The following is an 18,902-nucleotide window of genomic DNA, read 5'->3' on the forward strand; positions in this document are numbered from 1 at the left end:
TCGTCTTATTCCAATAAAAGGTGACGGGCAAGTTGCTCAACAAAGGCTTCATCCTGACCATTAGGATGAGCCGCAAAAGCCAAGTGTAAGTATTCATGGGCCAGATCTAACCGATCTTGCAATGAGTAAAGATCCCGTACATAGATACGGCCATACATACGATCAACATGGGGTTTACCTGAGAGTAAACGGCAGACTGTAAACTGCTGTAGTGGTGTATAGCCCGGCTCACTGTACAGTTTCTCGCGCCAACGCCGCTGCTGTGCAGCTAACCAGACTTCAGCCTCTTTCAGCGGCTGGCACAATATTTCCGGCTTATCCCAACGCCCCAAATTAGCCCTTGGAAAAGCCTGTGCGAGGATGGCGTCATAGCGCAGTCCCTGTTGGGCCTGAGAGACAGCTAATTGCCAAGACAAGCGGTTATTGCCCGCTTGATTGAGATGATAGTTGACCGGTGATCCCGCCAGCACCAGATCGGCAGTCCAGGCCGCGATGGCTAATGTTGCCGGTGAGGCGGGGGTAGGAGCCACTCGCTGGCTGGCGCTACTGTCGGTCATTAGCAAGCAATCACCGGAGCGGCTGGCATTTTGTAATAGATAACTGCGGATCGCTATCGCCAACGCTTTTGCTGCTTCGGTGGGCTGCGCTGCGGCTTCTCGTTGCAGCACGCGCGCCACATACTCTTCGCGATCCAGACGCGCAGTCAGGATGAAATCATCACCATTTTTTTGTAGAAAAAGTTCACCGCGGCTCTCAATGGCCAAGTGGTTGCCGTTGCGAAACTCAACGTCATACTTTCCTTGTAAAACACCCACCGAGACCGGGGATTGCTCGCTGTAGCGGCGCAGACTGGCGATGGGATAACGGTCAAACAGCTTCACGACCACGCAGACTTTGCGGTCTGTAGGAGAGGCCAGCGGTAACACTGAATTCAATATGTCTGCATAATTTTGCACGATGGTTTTACTGGTGCCAGCTCCGCCCGCCCAAACCGGGGTGCCATCGTTCAACCAGCCAGCAAACCCACCCTGACGCTGAGTGGGGTCTTGGTCATCCAGCCAGCTCCAGGTTTTGATTCGCAGCCGGCTGCCTAGCGCACCAACCAAGTTGCCACCAGCAGCCAGTAGTACATCGAGCAACACATTACGTGCCTGCTGCTGTGCGGGCAGTGAGGCTAATACCGTCAGCAACTGAGTGACCGGAACTTGGGTGCTCGGCTGTAGCTGTGTTAAGTCCCGTAACCACTCAGGGCTTTGCTGCTGTTGCCAATAGTTGGACCACTGCTGTGGCTCCAAATGCAGGCGTTGGGGGCTGAAATAAAGCCCGCAGGATTGCACCAAAGCCCGATCGCGGGTGATGGTCTGACCCACTTTACAGCAGTAAACTTCTTCCTGTGGCTGGCTCCCATTACACTGATACTCAGCTTCTTGTTGCTGAGTATCCACCAGATACGCATAAACAAATAGCTTCCAGATGCTCCCCAATGGCGTGGTCAGTTCAGCCGGTAGCGGTTGCTGTGAAAGCTGCCGGTTCTGGCTTAAGGTCAGCAGAGTATCTTGCTGACCATCGCGCAGGGCCAACTGTAATCTCGACTCTGCGCCAAAGACCGTCACGGGTATCAACAACAACAGCCACCACCAACGGAACATTTACTTCACCACCAGAGTATTTAAGGCGCTGCCACTTTCTGTTGCTGCGTCTTGTGGCGCATACATGCGCGAATAACGGATGGGTGGCAGCACAAACTGCCCTTTCTGTGAGAAGCGCACCAAATGCTGATAAACCTTGGAATCTATCAATTCATCAACCGGTACCACATAAGAGAGCTGACCCATTTCATTGTGCGCTTTCTCAATCGGTACTGCGCCCTTGTCACTCAGACCCGCCACTTGTATACCCCAAGTGGTACGTTCGATATCTGCCCCCGGAGGCAAAGGCACTTCTAATAGCATGTAGCGCTGAGGTGTCGCAGACTTATTCACTAACGTCACCTCATCGAGATACAGCGCATCGCTGGAAAGTGCCTCTCCTGCAGCGACTGGTTTCACCGTAAACTCAAAGGCCTTATCCCCAGGGATCAATTGCAATAAGCGATGCTGGATCTCCACCTTTAATGGCTGTTTATGGCTATCGGCGGCGGCAGTTAGTGGCAAGTTAAAGCTCAGCGAGGCCTCAAGCGGCTCAGCCTGATCCGCGGGTAACTCAACCGCCGCTAACGTGCCTTGCCCTTGCCACTGCCAGTAACGTTCCCCCGTCGCGGCCTGTTGCAGCCGCCAGCCTTCACCCGGATTAAAATGAACCGGTGGTACGGTGGTACCGAGTGAGTTATAGATCCACGTCAAGGCCAATGCCCGCTCCGGCCCTTGCTGTGCTGGCATCAGTTGCTGCAATAACCAGGCCACTTGCGGGGCATCGGCACTGCGAGTCCGCCATATTGCGGCATAAGCAAACGGATGTTCACTGAACGAGATAAACTCTTGGCTTTGACGCAATGCTTGCAACTCTTGCTCTGACAGTGTGTAACCGGGCATCTGTTGTAATAACGAATAGGTCAGTGCCTGCGCCACGGCTAGGCCTAATTTGGAATTAGGCGCGGTCATCACCAAGCTATCGGTTTCGGACAGTGATGCCCCTGATTCGGCTTGCGCGTGAGGGAACGAATCCGCCAATCCTTGTAGCAAGCTGCTGACTGGCAGATGCATATCATGGGCGAATGTCAGTAGCAGAGCGCGATGGAGCAGTGGCATCTCTTCAGCCTGCTTCGCATACAGCTCCAAGATTCGCTGCCAGTGTTCTGCCGGTAATGTCATGCCCAATGCTTGGCTGGCATACCAATCGGCATAGTAGGCATAGGCGGTCAAGAAGGCATCGCCATCACCGTCCTCACCCCACCAAGTGAAAGTGGCTCCCGGCCCGGCCATCTGTACTAACCGCTGGCGGTTGTTCTGCATGATTTGTCGTAAAACATTCCCCCGCTGCGCATCTTCTTTGGCCAACATGTTGTAAGCCAAGCTGAGAGGCAACAAACGGCTGGCGGTATTAATCACTCCGCCGAAAGGCTCATTGAGCAGGTCATCCAGACTGTTACGGAACATGGATTGCGCATCGCCATTGAGGCGCAGACGAATGTCATCAGTATTGGCTGGCAGATTGAGTTTATTGCTCCCCGCCTGCAGTCGAATATCCTGCTGTTGCGGCACTGGCCAAGTGCTGTCGAGCACATTCAGGTCAACACTCAGGCTATCTTGTACCTCGCCGTTTTTCACCACTTCGGATGTCCAGCGGCCAGATTGCATCGCAGCGACCGGCTGAGATATGTAGTTCACCCCTTCATGCAGTGATACCGTTTGGCTCATGCTGCTATCACCATATTGGGTACGCAGCTCTACCTGTTCTGCTTGTTGGTTCTGATTGAAGATAAACACGCCCGGCAGTGGATGGTCGCCTTTACGGAACTGTGTCGCGCCACTCCATTTCAGATAAAGTGGTTTTTCCGACCGGACAAAATGCTGCTTCTGACCCACTTGCCCCTGTGCATTCTGCGCCCGCACTGTAATGCGCCAGCGAGTCAAAGAGTCTGGCATGCGGAAGCTGAATGTCGCTTTACCATTGGCATCAGTGACAATATCTGGTTGCCATGCCGCAGTATCAACATCTTCACGCCGTGGACGTTCAAGCACTTTGACACTGCGATCGCTGCGATTTGCTGCACCGGGCGCTCGTGGCACGCCGGGTAGCGCCAAGTCGTAAGCAATAAACGACAGGCTGGTACTGGTACGCACATTGTTGCGTCGTGGGTGATAGAAGAATTGGTCGATAGTGGGCGCTATCTCTGGCTGCAAGGCATAAATCATCTCATCGACGACACTGACGGTGAGATGAGCCGACAGAGGCTTGCCGGCAAACTGAGTATCTAAGGTGACGTTTACGTTTTCGCCGGGGCGATAAATATTTTTGTCTGTTTTAACCGTGATATCGATACGCGGTATCTCCACCTTGATTCCGGCGTTTTGGAAACTATATTGCCCGCCTTTGCTGTACAGCACGGAGAAGGTCATATTCGGCGCAAAGCTATCCCGTACTGCGATTTGCGCTAAATATTGGGTATCGCTTAAGCGCTGCGCTTTAATCCACTCCGCGCCAGTTGAGAGCAGTGCAATGTTCTCTACTTTGTCGCGCTCCAGTGTGAGCAAAGCTTGCTCCACCGGCTCCGGGAAGGTGATCAGCGCCTGAGCCACTTCGCCTAACTGATATTGCGACTTGTCCATCACGATTTCGACACTCCCTGGCACTGCTTTCCCACCTGGGCCGCTGACAAAGTGGCTGATGGCCCCCAAGATCATGCCTTGTTCACTTTTCAAGGTGACGGTGTAGGTGCCGGGTTGCTGGAATGTAATGGCAAACGGGTGGTTTTCGACCTGCAACTGGGCGCTTTCAACTTTACGGTCTTCCAGACGCATCCACTCAAAAATCGCCGGATGGTCGCCTCCCGAGAGTTGATTGACATAGCTGAATGACACCTTTTCATTGACGCGGCTAAAGCGCTTTGGTGTGCTCAGGGTGTAGCGCGAAACGCCGCGTTCAATCAGAATTTCCCGCGTGGTTTTGACCCGATAAGCCGCTCCATCGCTGGCAAAAATAGTCAGCAGATAGCGACTCGGTTTATCCGCTGCAGGCAGATCCAATTTGGCATGACCTTTACTGTCGGTGGTCAATTGCGCTGTTTTCAGCTCAACAGGGAATTTCCCCTGATATTGCAGATCGTTACCGACCATCGAAAGTTGCTGACTATACAAGCTCAACTCCAGATCTGCATTCGCCACCGGCCTGCCATCGGGGTAGAGCAAAACAAGTTCGCCATTCACCGGTTCATTGGTACGAAAATCCGGTTTGGCGGTGACCAGTGAAATTTCGAAATGTGGCTTGATATAACTGGCAACACGGAATGAGCTGCTGTAAACCTGACCGTTGTAGATTGACCGTAACTCGTAGCCACCTGCCACTGCATTCTCTGGCAGTTGAAAACGTCCTTGCGCCCCGGATTGACCATCAATAGGTAAATTCAAGGTTTGCAATGTCGCTCCATTGGCATCCAAAACGGTTAAGCTCAGCGAACCTGATTTCAGTGCGACGGAATCCAGTGCATTTTTGAATTCGCGCCCAACGAGTTTAACCTGAACCCAATCACCCGGGCGGTAGAGTGGGCGATCGGTAAAGGCATACAGTTTGGTGTCATAAATCTCACTGTCGTAATAGAAGTTTTCAGAGACAAACACTCCACCTTCACTATCTTCCCCCATCACATACGAACGTTCGGGTGAGATATGACGTAAACTCAGCAAGCCACTTTTATCCGTCTGGCCGCTGCTCATCACACCTAGCCCATCACTCCACAGAATTCGCGTCCCTGCGACGGCCTGCCCGTCATTGCGGCCCACCGTCCACACCAGCAGTTCGTTGCCCGAAATTTTATTCATGGCGACAGTATTGGAGACAAACACCACGGTAGTGGCCCGATGCTGGCCTATCAGTGCCTCGACTAAATATAGCCCCGGTTTTAAGGTGCCTAACGGAATGTAGACATTGCCCGGTACCGGCTCCACAAAATTGCTGGATGAGCCCTGTACGTTAGTGTGCTCAGGGGGCTGGATAGGTTTCGCTTCCCAAATGGGGTAACGGAACTGGCTGATTAATGGCAGATTTTTCAGCGGAGCGAACTGCGGTTGTACAGTGAATTTAGGCTGTGAATTCAGCACATTGCCCATTTTCAGCTCTGGTAGCGCGTCCGTAACTTCTTGCCGGGTATCAAAAGAAAAAGCGCGCTGCATGACACGGCGCGATTTGCCGTACCAGTTATCCCAAAGATAAGAGAGTGTGTTGGATAAGCCTTCTCCCTTATATTGGCTTTCGATCATAATGCGATGAAGGTTTTTCTGTTTTTTCAAAAACTCCATCGGCTTATCAATACGATATAAGCGGATATCAGCGCCGCCATATTGCTCGGCGTCAAAGCGACGAAAATCACGCCCCGGAGCTTCCAGCCGTACTTTGGCAACTTCATCACTGGCAAAGCTGCTATCAGAGAGCAAAAAGAAAGATTGTTGTGGAACATTATAATTGCTCGCCGGAAGTTCGCCTTCGGCGTAAGCCACAGTGAAGGGAATGAACAGCGCCATCCCCAGCAGCCATTTTTGGCACATATGCGAAAGAATTTTCATCGTGATAGGAAACCTAAGCGATAAATGCCAATGAAGTTGGGGTTCGATTCGTCGGGTATCCATCGGGTATCCTTCCATTTCATCAATTGTTGCATGCTCACTGCACGCATTCCGTTATCTGTCGAAGTCGAAGAGCCAGTGTGATAGGCGATATAGCGCCCCATCCAGATCATCAAATGTTGATCATCGCCTTGATCAAAAAACAATAGATCGCCCGGCTGCGCCTGATTGAGTTCTCGGCCGATCAGTTGGCTATTAAATTGGATCAGCTTGATGGCATCCACGTAGGGGCCTTGCTTATTGCCGCCTTGCTGCCAGCGTTGAGCAAACAGGCGCTGCTGTGGGCTGATATCCAATTCAGGGGGAAGGTAGCGGTTGGATAAACCATTCGCCCGCAGCCATTTGCTGTCATGAACTTTCAGTGACTCATTGGCCGCAAAACGTACCAGTCCGGCACAGTCCTGTTGATACCAGCGAGCGCTTGGCCCCTGGCGCAACTGCTCTTCAGCGATACGTACAAACCATGAACGAAATAGGCTGGATTGCTCAGACGTCAGTGGCGAAACCGGCTCATCAGCCAAGCTACTTCGGCTAAAAAGCATGATTCCAAGCAAACATAACAGGCCAAAAGTGGCGGGTTTGACGGTCATAGTTCCTGCCATTTCAGTGGCAACCACTGCCAAGACTCATTGAGCTCGGTATCAGCAGGCAGAATTAAGGCATAACGTTGTTGTGCGGCTAATGCACTTAATTTGGGTAACAACAAAGTTTGTGCGGCGTTATAAAATATGGGTTCGACATTCTTTGGCAGGCTGGCGAATACTTCCTGCTTAAATAATTCAGACAGCGCTTCGGGGGCCATGTAAACCGGCACCACGGCTTGTTGTGGCAACACATCTGCAATGGGGGGGAAGTTTTTATCTAGCGTTTGCAACGCCTTATTCACCAGTTTGTCATCCAGAGAGAACAACAGGATTTGACCATGTCGTGCCAGACTGACACGGAAGAACTGGCTGCCCAGCAGACTGTCTTGATCTTTGGCATCACTCGCAGGGTACTGACCATAGCGGGAACTGACTTCTCGTTGCCACAGATGTCCGTGATGATTTGCGGTAGCTTCCACGGGAATAGGCTGTTTTTCTCTGGCGCCGATCACCTTGGTAAACATGCCTGCCAAAGTTTCATCGGTTTGCGCATTGGCCGTTTGTTCTAACTGGCTGACAAATAACGGTGTATACAGATGCGAGTCAGCATACCAACATAAGCCGCTGGCCCTATTTAATGCCAATGGGAAGTCTGCCGCGCTTTTGCTGTCGATGGCATCAATACGTTGGAACAAATACTCTGGCACACTTTGCGATACAGGCAGCGCCACACAGAGGCTGGCCCCCATTGGCATGGCTTGCCAAACCGGAGAGAGATCAAAACTGCTATTTTCTCCTTGTTGTTTATCATTCAGCGCCAAATAGCTTTGCCAACCTTGCGGCCCCATCTCGAAACGTACACCGGCAAATGCCGGAATAAAACGCTGGTAACCAAAGCCTAGATAGTTCGCACTGACCGAAATTCGGTGGGCTAAAGGCGAGGTATTTTTAGTGGATTCTGATCCCGCCTCACTTGCCCCTGCACGATTTTTCAGGCCAAAACTTTCAGGCCACGGATTCGTACCACTCAATAATATGCTGGTTATCTGAGTAGAGTCCTTGGAAGGAGAATCCTGGTCATACAGCATGTCGATATCGGAAAACAGCAAAAGGTTATCGCCGTGGCTGGCAAAAAATAGCTGTTTATTGCCCCCATAATGCCACTGGTAAACGGGAATCGCTTCACTGCCGACTTTCAGTTGTGAAAAGTCGGTGATTTCCAGTTGTGTATCTTCTGCTGCGGCCTTCGCCAAGGGTTCTAGCAGGCGTGTCAGGCCACCGCGCTTGATCACTGCCATAAAGTGATTCAACTTGCCAAGATCATCATGCCAAAGGGCTATATTGGCTGGCTGGTCGAGCAGCATTTCCAGGAAATTGTCACGCAGAGTTAAATCATGCTCGAAGGCAATTCTGCGCAAGCTGCCAATTAAACCTAGGCGGTCAGCATTATTCTCATAATAGAAGACAAAATCTTCTGTAAGAGTGGCTCGCAAGAAGGGAATAGTGAGTAAGTCATTGGGTAATTTACTCAGAGATTCGCTTTCGATGAGCACGTCAGGATGATGTAAATCAACTTTCAGATTATTATGCCAAACGAGTTGACTTGGCGGCTGAATATAATGTTCAGCGAACCCAATTCGTTGAATTCCCCATGCAATAGCAGAGACAGCCAAAATAGCTCCCGCAGCCCAAAGTCCATATTTGATAAAGCTCTTCCTTGCAGCAGGCGCTGCGTTTTTATTTTCAGCAGTCATTCAGCTGTTCCACATAAAACATTAAATTTATACCCGATGAATCCCGCAAGACGGCCTATCACACCCCAGTGAACTGCCAAGCACTGATCCATAGCAGTGGCTGTAATCGCCAGCAATGCCGCAGTATAAAGGGCTGGGGGGTAATGTGAGGTTTTATTAGATACGTGGCGAAGAATTAAATCAATAACTATAAGAGATAACGTGGTGGTGACGTGATCCTATACCCTGTTTTCTTTCTTTTATTTATAGCAATAAAGGCTGATGATATTTAATTGCCATAATATAAGATATTTCTTGGTTATATTTTTCGTTGTTTATCAATTGCCAAATAAATATAAATGTCGAGTGCTATTTATATTTTGGTATTTAAATCTTTGCTTCGGTATATGTGTGGTGAGTTATGTCGATCGTTATAAAAATATTTCATGCCAGTTGCAAATAGTAAGGAGGACAAATTCGTCCTCCCATACCCAAGATTATGGCTTTGCCTTAAACATCGTCTCAATCCGCGCTAACAAATTACTCGCACTATAATAATCTAGGCGGAATGTATCATAGCCTGCAGCATAAACTCGATTGTGTTCAATTGCTGGGATATGAGCTAAAAATTTATTACTTTTCAAGGCATCTATCGCCGGTTGATCACCAGAAAACAGCAAAATAGTCTCGCCGTTAAGACCTTCGGCTAGCTTCTCTCCGCCCAGTTGGATGATATCTTTGCGGTGCCCCATACTGGTGTTGCCCTTCACTGCGTCAGGAACTTCTGCCAGTGTGAAGCCCAGCTCCTGCAACAATTTTCCCTGTGCGGAATTTTCGGTCCACAAATTGGCGGTGCTGCCCGCAGCCTGATAGACAAATGCTGAAGTCGGTTGTGGTGGCAGAGTAATATTCTGCTTTACCTCATTGAGCCGACGAGTGAAATTATCAATCACTTGCTGGGCATCAGCTTCATGCCCGGTTGCTTGTCCCAGTGCTATGGCCAACTCTTGCCAGCTTTTGTCATCGTAATTAATCACCAGAGTGGGGGCGATTGCTGACAATTGCTCATATAACTTCAATGCCGAATCTCCGCCAGTGGCAGAAATGATAATCAAATCTGGATTCATACCCGCAACAGCTTCGGCATTAGGTTCTGTCTGGTACATAGGAACGAGTTTTTTAGCTTGTGCAACATCTGACCATTGGGTAAAGAAACCTTGATGATCGGCGACTGTGGTGTCGGGCACCGTCGCCCCAGTAGCAATTACCGGCGCATTGATCGCCAGCAAAGTACCGGTGATGGTAATGCTGGTGGACACAATACGCATTGGCTGATGTGTCAGTGTCACCGGGCCTTTCGCCGTTTCCACGGTACGCGACCATGTAGATGTGTTTTCACTGTCTGATGGAGAGGCTTGCTTACCTGTTGTTTCTTCAGCCGGTTTACAGCCGGATAAGCAGAAAATAAGGCTCAAAATCCCCAAGCCAGTCAATACTGAACGGAATTTTTTGTGCTGAATATGATGGATACCAAGGGACATAATGGCGTTTTCTCTTCCTATTTGTACCCGTCATTTTTCAAGTTGCAGGTGTGCTGGTTGCCCCTGTTGTTTGAGCCACATATTGATTCAAACTCGTCGGGATAACCCCTTTACTGCCTTCCTGCACTCTGAAATCTATTAGGTACATATTAGTAATGGTTAATAATAATATCTTTACATTGATTGACAATGTGAATACTTAGTCGTAATTTATCACGCACGAAAGGGAATGATAGTAATTATTATTTAGATTACTATTCACATCGCAGTGGAGGTCTCTGTGCGATACAGCAACTCTGAAGAACATGGCAGCTCTGAAGAAATGCCCGTTAATTCGCCGTTTTCAGCCGTACCCTCAGCATTTTTATTCACTTCAAGACACCAGAGTATCAAAACTCAGGGTATCTTCGAGCGAATTCATCAAGCAGCACAAGGTCATGCTGGTAATGATAATTCTCTGCAAAATACCTTAAAACAGGCATTTCAGCGTGCACGTCATGCCGGGCAGCAACAACCTATCATTGTTGGGGCAATTCCTTTTGATGCCAGTCAGGCATCGTGTTTATTTGTACCAGAACATTATCAGCTTTGTGATCGACAAGCTTTGGTCGATGCAGCGCAAGTTGTACATCGCAGCCCCGTGGCTGTAGGTGCAGTGCGCAGTTTGCCGGATGAAAGTCAATTTAAACAGTGTGTTGCTGAGGCGGTTTCGGCTTGCCAGCGCGGAGCAATCCATAAAGTTGTGCTTTCGCGCATTCTGGAAATTGATACTGATAGCCCGGTTGATAGTGATCAGGTTATGAATCATTTACTGGTCCAAAACAGCGCAGCACACCACTTCCGGGTGCCTTTGGCTGATGGTGGGGTACTGCTTGGGGCTAGCCCTGAATTATTGGTACGTAAGCATCAATCTGGCGTCTATACCAATCCATTAGCTGGGTCGGCAAAACGTCAGGTTGATCCGCAGGATGATTTGGCTATCAGTCAGACGCTATTGGATTCCGCGAAAGACCAATATGAACATCGTCTGGTTATCGATGAAATTCGCCGCTTGCTGGCACCGCATTGCCGCACTCTGAATATTCCCTCACAACCTTCATTGATTAACACTGCTGCACTATGGCACTTATCTTCCGCCATCAGTGGTGAGTTGGAAAACCCGGATATGCCGGTGTTGGAACTGGCGAATTTGTTGCATCCGACTCCCGCTTTGTGTGGTTTACCCACACAAAAAGCCCGGCAGTTAATCAACCAACTGGAGCCCTTTGATCGCGGTTTATTCAGCGGGATTGTCGGCTGGTGTGATGAGCAGGGTAATGGCGAGTGGGCGGTTATCATCCGCTGTGCCACTGTGCATCCGACTCAGGTTCGATTATTTGCCGGTGCGGGCATTGTTGCAGCTTCACAGCCCGCGCTGGAATGGGCAGAAACCGAAGCCAAATTGGGCACCATGCTCAATGCTCTGGCGATTAGACCTTCAGGAGAGCAGCCATGAGCATCGAATTTACCCGCTGGCCAGATGAATTTGCCCGCCGTTATCGCGAAAAAGGCTATTGGACTGATCAGCCGATGACCGAGATTTTAGCCCGTCAATGCCAGATACGGCCTGATGCGACGGCAATCATTTGTGGTGAGCGCCATATCAGCTATGCACAATTCGAGCAGGCCGCCCAGCGGTTGGCTGTTCGCCTGACAAAGCTTGGCTTGCGGTGTGGCGATACGGCTTTGGTTCAACTGCCCAATTGTGCCGAGTTTTATCTGGTCTATTTCGCATTATTAAAAATGGGTGTTGCGCCAGTTAATGCCCTGTTCAGCCATAACCGATTGGAATTAAATGCGTATATTGAACAGATTCAGCCGCGACTGCTGATTGCTCATGCTGGTCATAGTCTGTTTGCTGAGGGGGATTATTGCACCCAGCTACAACAAAAAGTGCCAATGCTGGACGTGGTGATTGTGGCGGGAAATACCGATTATGCCCAATCGCTGGAAGCACTGCTGTATGCCGATGAATCAGATGATGAAGCCGCAGAGTTTCATCCATCAGCGGCTGACTGCGTGGCTTTTTTCCAGCTTTCTGGTGGCAGCACCGGCACGCCAAAACTGATCCCCCGCACTCACAATGACTATTACTACAGTGTGCGCGCCAGTGCGGAAATCTGTCAGCTCGATGAACACACCCGCTACCTCTGTGCCTTACCGGCAGCCCATAATTATCCGCTAAGTTCACCGGGAGCCTTAGGCATTTTCTATGCGGGCGGCTGTGTAGTGTTAGCGCCTGATCCAAGTGCCATGAGCTGCTTCCCACTGATTAAACGTCATCAAATTACCTTCACTTCTTTGGTTCCGCCCGCGGTGGCCCTGTGGTTACAGGCTGCGGAGCATTTTGCTAATGACTTGGCCAGTTTGCAGGTATTGCAGGTCGGCGGTGCGAAGCTCAGTGAGTCATTGGCGCGACGTATTCCACAGATTCTGGGTTGCCAATTACAGCAGGTGCTGGGCATGGCGGAAGGGTTGGTGAATTACACCCGCTTTGATGACAGTGACCACCTGGTGTTCACCACTCAAGGCCGCCCTATCAGTGAAGATGATGAAATCAAAGTGGTTGATAGCGCCGGGGTAGCTGTCGCTGTCGGTGAAGTTGGCGCGTTGGTCACTCGTGGCCCCTATACCTTCCGTGGCTATTACCGTAGCCCAACCCACAACGCCAATGCCTTTGATAACGAAGGTTTTTACTACTCAGGCGATTTGGTACAGATGACTGAAGAAGGCTATTTACGGGTCGTCGGGCGAGAGAAAGATCAGATTAATCGGGGTGGTGAAAAGATTGCCGCGGAAGAGATTGAAAACTTGCTGGTGGCCCATGACGGCATTATTCACGCGGCGTTGGTTTCAATGCCAGATGAAATAATGGGGGAGAAAAGCTGTGCTTTTATTGTCACCACAGATGCCGGTCTGAAACCGGTCACATTACGCAAATATCTGCGTGAGATGGGAGTGGCTGATTTCAAATTGCCCGACCGTTTTGAAATGGTTGCCAGTCTGCCTGTTACGCCAGTCGGCAAGATAGATAAAAAGCGGCTACGTCAGGATATTCAAGACCGCCTCAGTACGCTTAGCAAATAAGGATTTTATCATGGCTATCCCTGTTCTCCCTGCTTATGACCTCCCTAACGTGGGGCAATTTCCGGCCAATAAAGTGAATTGGCAGTTTAACCCGGCCCGAGCAGTGTTACTGATTCACGATATGCAGGACTATTTTGTCAGCTTTTATGGTGAGAATAACCCGTTGATACAGCAGGTTATCGCTAATATTGCTGCGTTGCGAAATTATTGCAAACAGCAGGGAGTCCCAGTTATCTACACCGCCCAACCCAATCATCAAAGTGCTGAAGATCGCGCGCTGCTTAATGATATGTGGGGCGCGGGTTTAAATAATCATCCGGCGAAACAGCGAGTGGTATCAGAGCTGACCCCAGATGAAGATGACGAAGTGCTGGTCAAATGGCGATACAGTGCATTTTACCGCTCGCCATTACGCCAAATCATGACGGACAAGGGCCGTGATCAGTTGGTCATCTGCGGTATTTATGGTCATATCGGGTGCCTAACAACGGCTACAGATGCTTTTATGCAAGATATTCAGCCATTTATGGTTGCTGATGCGGTTGCTGATTTCTCGTTGGATGAGCATTTGATGGCGCTTAAGTATGTGGCAACGCGCAGTGGGCGGGTTATTTTTACCGAGGAGATTGTGGCTCATGGGAATAAGCAAACCGCTAATTTCACTAAAGAAGAGCTCAAACAGCAGTTGTTGGCTCTAATTGATGAAAGCGCTGAAGAGTTCGATGCAGATGAAAACCTCATCGATTATGGTTTGAATTCAGTGCATATCATGGCGCTGGCTACACAATGGCGTCAGCAGGGAATTGAGCTGAGCTTTGTCGATTTAGCCAAAAATCCGAGCTTGAATGCTTGGTGGCAACTGCTGGAACAGCAGCGAGCGACCCGGACTGATAATTTGACCTTGGCAGGGGCAGAATAATGGCGGCAAATCAGATTTCATCCGCTAAAAGTATGCCAGCCGCCACGTTGGTTGCGCAGCTGGATTTTACCGGTAAACGTGTTTGGGTGACTGGGGCCGGGCAGGGGATTGGCTATCAGATTGCCTGTCAGTTTTTTGCACTAGGAGCGGACGTCGTGGGGCTGGATAAAAGCTTCCATGCTGACCCTACTTCGGCTGCTCAGGGCTACCCATTTACCACTGCATTGCTGGATATCAGTCACCCGCAGCAAGTAGAATTGGTGTGCCAGCATCTTCTGAGTGAAGTTCCACGTCTCGATATCTTGGTCAATGGTGCCGGCATCCTGCGCATGGCTGATACCGAGGAGCTGAGTCTGGAAGATTGGCAACAATGTTTTAATGTGAATGTTTCCGGTGCTTTCTATCTTTTACGTCAATTAATCCCGCAGTTCAAACAGCAGCGATATGGTGCGGTAGTCACTCTTGGCTCCAATGCGGCCCATGTACCACGTATCAAAATGTCTGCCTATTGCGCATCTAAAGCCGCATTAACCAGCTTGAGCCACTGTGTCGGGTTAGAGTTGGCGGCGTATGGGGTGCGGTGCAATCTGGTTTCACCCGGTTCCACCGATACCCCGATGCAGCGCGGTATGTGGCACAGTGAAGATGCCCAACAACAGACGATTGCCGGTTTCCCGCTGCAATATAAGTTAGGGATCCCTCTGGGTAAAATTGCCACACCGCAAGAGATTGCCAATACCGTCGTATTTCTGGCGTCAGATTTAGCTAGCCATATCACGATGCAAGATATCGTGGTGGATGGTGGTGCGACACTGTCGGCGTAATGGGCATTATTTTCTGCTCACAGGTTATTTGACCTTAATGTATTAAAAATAATGCTTGATGGATGATATTTGGAATGAATAACCTGACAGCGCTCACTGTGACCGATTTGATCGAAGCACAGTGCTTACAGGTACCGGAGCATATTGCTGCTCAGCATTATATTAATGATGAATACGTCACCTATGCTCAGCTTAATCAGGATGCCAACCGTATTGCCGGTTGGCTGCATCAACAGGGCATCGGCCCGCACTCCTTGATTGGGGTGTTAACCTCGGCTGATCCCTATCTATTGGTTGCCATATTGGCAATCTGGAAAGCTGGCGCGGCCTATGTTCCTTTAGATAGCCATGCTTCATTGGCTCGCCTGACTCACTGTATGACGGATGCTCGTTTGGCGGTCATTCTGGGCTGCGGCTCTGCTGAGCAATTGTTACTCTGGCCTAATTGCCGCTATTTCGATATTTCTGCCCTTTCTTTTCGTCGGGCAATGCATTCTTGGTCTGCCGAACAGCCGCCGGTATTCATTCGTCGCCCAGAACAGCTGGCCATGGTGGTCTATACCTCTGGTTCTACTGGCATCCCAAAGGGCGTCATGATTGAGCACCGCGCGCTGGCGAATGTTTTACTGGATCATCAGCAGCGCCTTGGTGTTTGTGCGGAGAGTCGGGTTTATAACACACTGTCGCTGGCATTTGATGCGGGTAATATGGCCACCTTGCTGCCACTGATTGCCGGGGCGTGTTTAATCTCTGCGCTGGCCGACGTCAGTATGATTCATCAGGCTGAGGCTAGGTCAGCGACTCATTTATTACTACCGACCGCGTGGCTGACAGGCTTAAATCCCAATGATCTGCAAAAACTGTCGGTGATGATAGTTGGGGGGCAAGATTGCCCTCAAACTGAGGCCGAACGCTGGGCCGGACGAGTTGAACTGTACAATATGTATGGCCCGGCTGAATGTACGGTAACCGCACTTTGTGCCCGCTTGAAACCAAATAAGACAGTCAATATTGGTAATCCTATCAGCCAGATGCAGGCTTGGATACTTGATGAACTGGGCGCTCCGTGCCCAACAGGCACTGCTGGCGAGCTGTGTTTAACCGGTATTGGCTTGGCTCGCGGTTATCTTAATCAGCCACAACTCACCGCCAGCCGCTTTATTGATTGGCAGCAGCCCGATGGTCAGCAAGTACGTCTTTATCGCACTGGGGATAAAGCTTGCCAATGGGCTACGGGAGAATTCCGCTTTTTGGGCCGAATCGCAGATGAAGTGCATATTAATGGTTATCTGATTGATATTAATGAGATTGAATCTCAGCTTAGTCAGGTATGTCCTTTGCTTTCACAAGTGAGGGTGATGGTACGCCAGCAGGGGAAGACGTTATTGGCTTTTGCGACGTGCTCTTGCTCACTATCATGCTCACCGGAGCCTTGCCGAATTTTGGGCGATCTGGCTTGCCGGTTACCAGACTATCTGGTGCCACATCAATTGTATCTATTAACTGAAATGCCACTCACGGCGAATGGCAAGCTGGATGAGGCGCGGCTACTGACGCCGGAGTATTTAGCAAACCACTGAGCGGCAGGGCATTGCTTGTCTGCTTTACTCTCAATCTTTCTCAATGTTCCTCATTGGCCTTACAGGTATGCATCTAGTCGTCGCTCAATGCATAAAATGGTTATTCCCCCGGTTGTATTTCTTGACTTAAAAAATGGCAAAAGAATCAACATGAATAAATAGATAAATTCTGCTGTATATCGCACCTGATGGTTTGATATGAATTTTTGTTAGTTTTTTATTTATCGCGCCCAATCTTATTTAATAAGATATTTAATTCTGTTGTTGTAAAAAGAGCTAATGAGCTATCTGTAAATAAATTAATTAATAGGCTAACTATCCCAACACTTAATAGACATTCTGGTGCTGTATTTATATTCATAATAAATACATATTCTGCGGTAAACACTGAGGGTTGCTAATCATTTTTCGATCAAAATTAGCGATCGTTATTTACATTTTAATAGATGAAATCAATCAGTTAGTTATTATTGATCGGTCATCTTGATCTTTTGTATTGGTTTTATGCTATTTTGATGCCTAATCCTGATAATAAGCCTTTTTCCTTGCGGAAATTATCAGCGATAAACACCTTGAAATCTCAAGGAAATAAACTAAAAAAATAAAACACAGGGGTATTCCCGTGAATTTTCTAAAACATATCACCATCAGGATGGCGTTATTATCTATTCTTGTTATATTTTTGTTACTCTGGGGGGCGGTCTCCACCTTTACATTATTTTCACTTAACCAATTGACTCACTCCTTACAGCAGAGTTCTAGCCAACAGAAAAACATTAATATTATTAATCGTGGTAATGACCAATATTTCCGCGTGGTAACACGTTTGAGTCGTGCAGCAGCTTATCGTCAAAATGGGGCGGTTGCAGATGCTGATCGTGAATTAGCGTCGGCAGGTGTCGCCTTTAAAATTACTCAAGAAGCACTGGAGAAGTTTAAGCTGCAATCTCATGAAGGTATGGACCCTCCATTGACGGATAAAACCATCGAGAGCTGGTCAATATTGTTGAGTAAAGGGATTGAGCCAATGTTTAAGGCGGTGACCGAAAATCGCGTTGAAGATTATAACAAGCTGTTTAATAACGTTTATCCGCCATTAAGTCGCGAGTTTGGTGCAGCGGTGGAGAAATATAACTCTACCGTTAATGAGGCAACAGAAGCGGCAAGTGTGCGGGTTCAGTTATTAGTCGAATGGTGCCAACGAGCACTACTGGCGGCCCTAATTGCGGGGGTGATCATTTTATTCTTAACTGACCGTTACATCGTTGCCTACTTGGTGCGCCCGCTTAATTCCATTAAATTGCACTTTAAGCGTTTAGCTGAGGGGCAATTAGGCCGCCCAATGGCTGAGTTTGGCCGCAACTGTGTTGGGCAGTTAATCCCTTATTTGCGTGAAATGCAAAATAGCCTGGTGAATACAGTATCAACCATTCGCAATAGCACCGATGCGATTTATACCGGCGCAGGGGAAATTGCAGCAGGGAATGCCGACCTCTCTTCGCGTACAGAACAACAAGCTGCGGCGCTGGAAGAGACTGCGGCCAGCATGGAACAGCTGAATGCAACGGTAAAACAGAATGCAGAAAATGCCCATCAGGCCAGTAAGCTGGCGGAAAATGCTTCCACTACGGCACAAAATGGCGGGCGTATTGTCAATGATGTAGTCGCCACTATGAGCAGTATTACCGACAGTTCGCGGCGTATTGCCGATATTATTGGCGTGATAAACAGCATTGCCTTTCAGACGAATATTCTGGCATTAAACGCCGCGGTTGAAGCTGCACGTGCAGGCGAGCAGGGACGTGGTTTTGCGGTGGTTGCCAGCGAAGTTCGCAATTTGGCGCAACGTAGTGCACAGGCGGCCAAAGAGATTGAGGGGCTTATTAGTGAATCGGTATCTCGGGTCAATATAGGATCTAAACAAGTCTCAGAAGCCGGAGAAACGATGAACAGTATTGTTCAGGCCGTCACCAATGTGACGGATATTATGGGCGAAATAGCCTCAGCTTCTGATGAGCAAAGCCGAGGAATAAGCCAAATTGGTCAGGCAGTGGCAGAAATGGACGGTGTGACACAGCAAAATGCCTCTCTGGTACAGGAGTCAGCCGCCGCCGCAGCTTCACTCGAAGAACAAGCCCGTCAATTAACTGAGGCCGTTGCTGTTTTTAATCTGTCAGATAATGCTCAAGTGTCTTAATAGTGTCAAAAATAGAGATTAAAATTAAGTAATAGAAATTACTGTCGTAATAAAGAGTATAAGCCACCAGATTGTGCTGATTGTTGAGCCCACACTGGTGGCTTTTTATTGTCTATTAAA

At 49.1% G+C, this 18,902-nt stretch carries 11 protein-coding genes; 6 read left to right on the forward strand and 5 right to left on the reverse strand.

Annotated elements, in window-relative coordinates:
• Positions 1–5: 5 nt before the first annotated feature.
• The 5 genes from FTA96_RS17580 to fepB all read right to left on the reverse strand — a co-directional run bounded on the left by FTA96_RS17580 (position 6) and on the right by fepB (position 10,136).
• Positions 6–1,649, reverse strand: coding sequence for a DUF2300 domain-containing protein (locus FTA96_RS17580; protein WP_145574432.1), 1,644 nt, complete (start codon positions 1,647–1,649; stop codon positions 6–8).
• Positions 1,650–6,281 carry an alpha-2-macroglobulin family protein gene (locus FTA96_RS17585; protein WP_186372890.1) on the reverse strand — a complete coding sequence of 1,544 codons (4,632 nt, stop codon included), beginning with the start codon at positions 6,279–6,281 and terminating at the stop codon, positions 1,650–1,652.
• Positions 6,215–6,820, reverse strand: a complete 606-nt coding sequence (locus tag FTA96_RS17590; protein WP_050108728.1) for a DUF1175 domain-containing protein — start codon at positions 6,818–6,820, stop codon at positions 6,215–6,217. Before FTA96_RS17590 ends, FTA96_RS17585 begins: the two co-directional genes overlap by 67 nt.
• A 44-nt stretch (positions 6,821–6,864) precedes the next feature.
• Positions 6,865–8,616 (reverse strand): DUF2138 domain-containing protein, encoded by a 1,752-nt coding sequence (locus tag FTA96_RS17595; RefSeq protein WP_134957227.1) that lies wholly within the window; start codon positions 8,614–8,616, stop codon positions 6,865–6,867.
• Positions 8,617–9,092: 476 nt separating this feature from the next.
• Entirely contained in the window at positions 9,093–10,136 is a 1,044-nt protein-coding gene (fepB, locus tag FTA96_RS17600; protein WP_050108524.1) for a Fe2+-enterobactin ABC transporter substrate-binding protein, read from the reverse strand.
• Between the two features lie 322 nt (positions 10,137–10,458).
• Here fepB and FTA96_RS17605 point away from each other — a divergent pair, with 322 nt between their 5' ends.
• The 6 genes from FTA96_RS17605 (at position 10,459) to FTA96_RS17630 (ending at position 18,782) form a co-directional block, all read left to right on the forward strand.
• A complete protein-coding gene (locus tag FTA96_RS17605; protein WP_050108727.1) occupies positions 10,459–11,631 on the forward strand; it encodes an isochorismate synthase in 1,173 nt (390 codons plus the stop codon).
• On the forward strand, positions 11,628–13,262 hold the full coding sequence (locus tag FTA96_RS17610) for a (2,3-dihydroxybenzoyl)adenylate synthase (RefSeq protein WP_050145382.1): 1,635 nt from the start codon (positions 11,628–11,630) through the stop codon (positions 13,260–13,262). Before FTA96_RS17605 ends, FTA96_RS17610 begins: the two co-directional genes overlap by 4 nt.
• A gap of 10 nt (positions 13,263–13,272) precedes the next feature.
• Positions 13,273–14,181: an isochorismatase gene (locus FTA96_RS17615; protein ID WP_145574436.1), complete on the forward strand. Its 909-nt coding sequence runs from the start codon at positions 13,273–13,275 to the stop codon at positions 14,179–14,181.
• A 47-nt stretch (positions 14,182–14,228) separates the two neighbouring features.
• Positions 14,229–15,005, forward strand: a complete 777-nt coding sequence (gene dhbA, locus FTA96_RS17620) for a 2,3-dihydro-2,3-dihydroxybenzoate dehydrogenase (protein ID WP_301280299.1) — start codon at positions 14,229–14,231, stop codon at positions 15,003–15,005.
• 74 nt (positions 15,006–15,079) lie between these two features.
• Positions 15,080–16,585 carry an amino acid adenylation domain-containing protein gene (locus tag FTA96_RS17625; protein ID WP_145530878.1) on the forward strand — a complete coding sequence of 502 codons (1,506 nt, stop codon included), beginning with the start codon at positions 15,080–15,082 and terminating at the stop codon, positions 16,583–16,585.
• Positions 16,586–17,207: 622 nt separating this feature from the next.
• Entirely contained in the window at positions 17,208–18,782 is a 1,575-nt protein-coding gene (locus tag FTA96_RS17630) for a methyl-accepting chemotaxis protein (RefSeq protein ID WP_050123447.1), read from the forward strand.
• Positions 18,783–18,902: the final 120 nt, after the last annotated feature.

This window comes from Yersinia alsatica, from assembly GCF_902170305.1.
GTDB lineage: Bacteria > Pseudomonadota > Gammaproteobacteria > Enterobacterales > Enterobacteriaceae > Yersinia > Yersinia alsatica.

Coding starts and splice junctions, on each gene's coding strand:
- FTA96_RS17580 (WP_145574432.1), bottom strand. CDS start 1,649: ATGTTCCGTTGGTGGTGGCTGTTGTTGTTGATACCCGTGACGGTCTTT.
- FTA96_RS17585 (WP_186372890.1), bottom strand. CDS start 6,281: ATGGATACCCGACGAATCGAACCCCAACTTCATTGGCATTTATCGCTT.
- FTA96_RS17590 (WP_050108728.1), bottom strand. CDS start 6,820: ATGCTTTTTAGCCGAAGTAGCTTGGCTGATGAGCCGGTTTCGCCACTG.
- FTA96_RS17595 (WP_134957227.1), bottom strand. CDS start 8,616: ATGACTGCTGAAAATAAAAACGCAGCGCCTGCTGCAAGGAAGAGCTTT.
- fepB (WP_050108524.1), bottom strand. CDS start 10,136: ATGTCCCTTGGTATCCATCATATTCAGCACAAAAAATTCCGTTCAGTA.
- FTA96_RS17605 (WP_050108727.1), top strand. CDS start 10,459: ATGCCCGTTAATTCGCCGTTTTCAGCCGTACCCTCAGCATTTTTATTC.
- FTA96_RS17610 (WP_050145382.1), top strand. CDS start 11,628: ATGAGCATCGAATTTACCCGCTGGCCAGATGAATTTGCCCGCCGTTAT.
- FTA96_RS17615 (WP_145574436.1), top strand. CDS start 13,273: ATGGCTATCCCTGTTCTCCCTGCTTATGACCTCCCTAACGTGGGGCAA.
- FTA96_RS17625 (WP_145530878.1), top strand. CDS start 15,080: ATGAATAACCTGACAGCGCTCACTGTGACCGATTTGATCGAAGCACAG.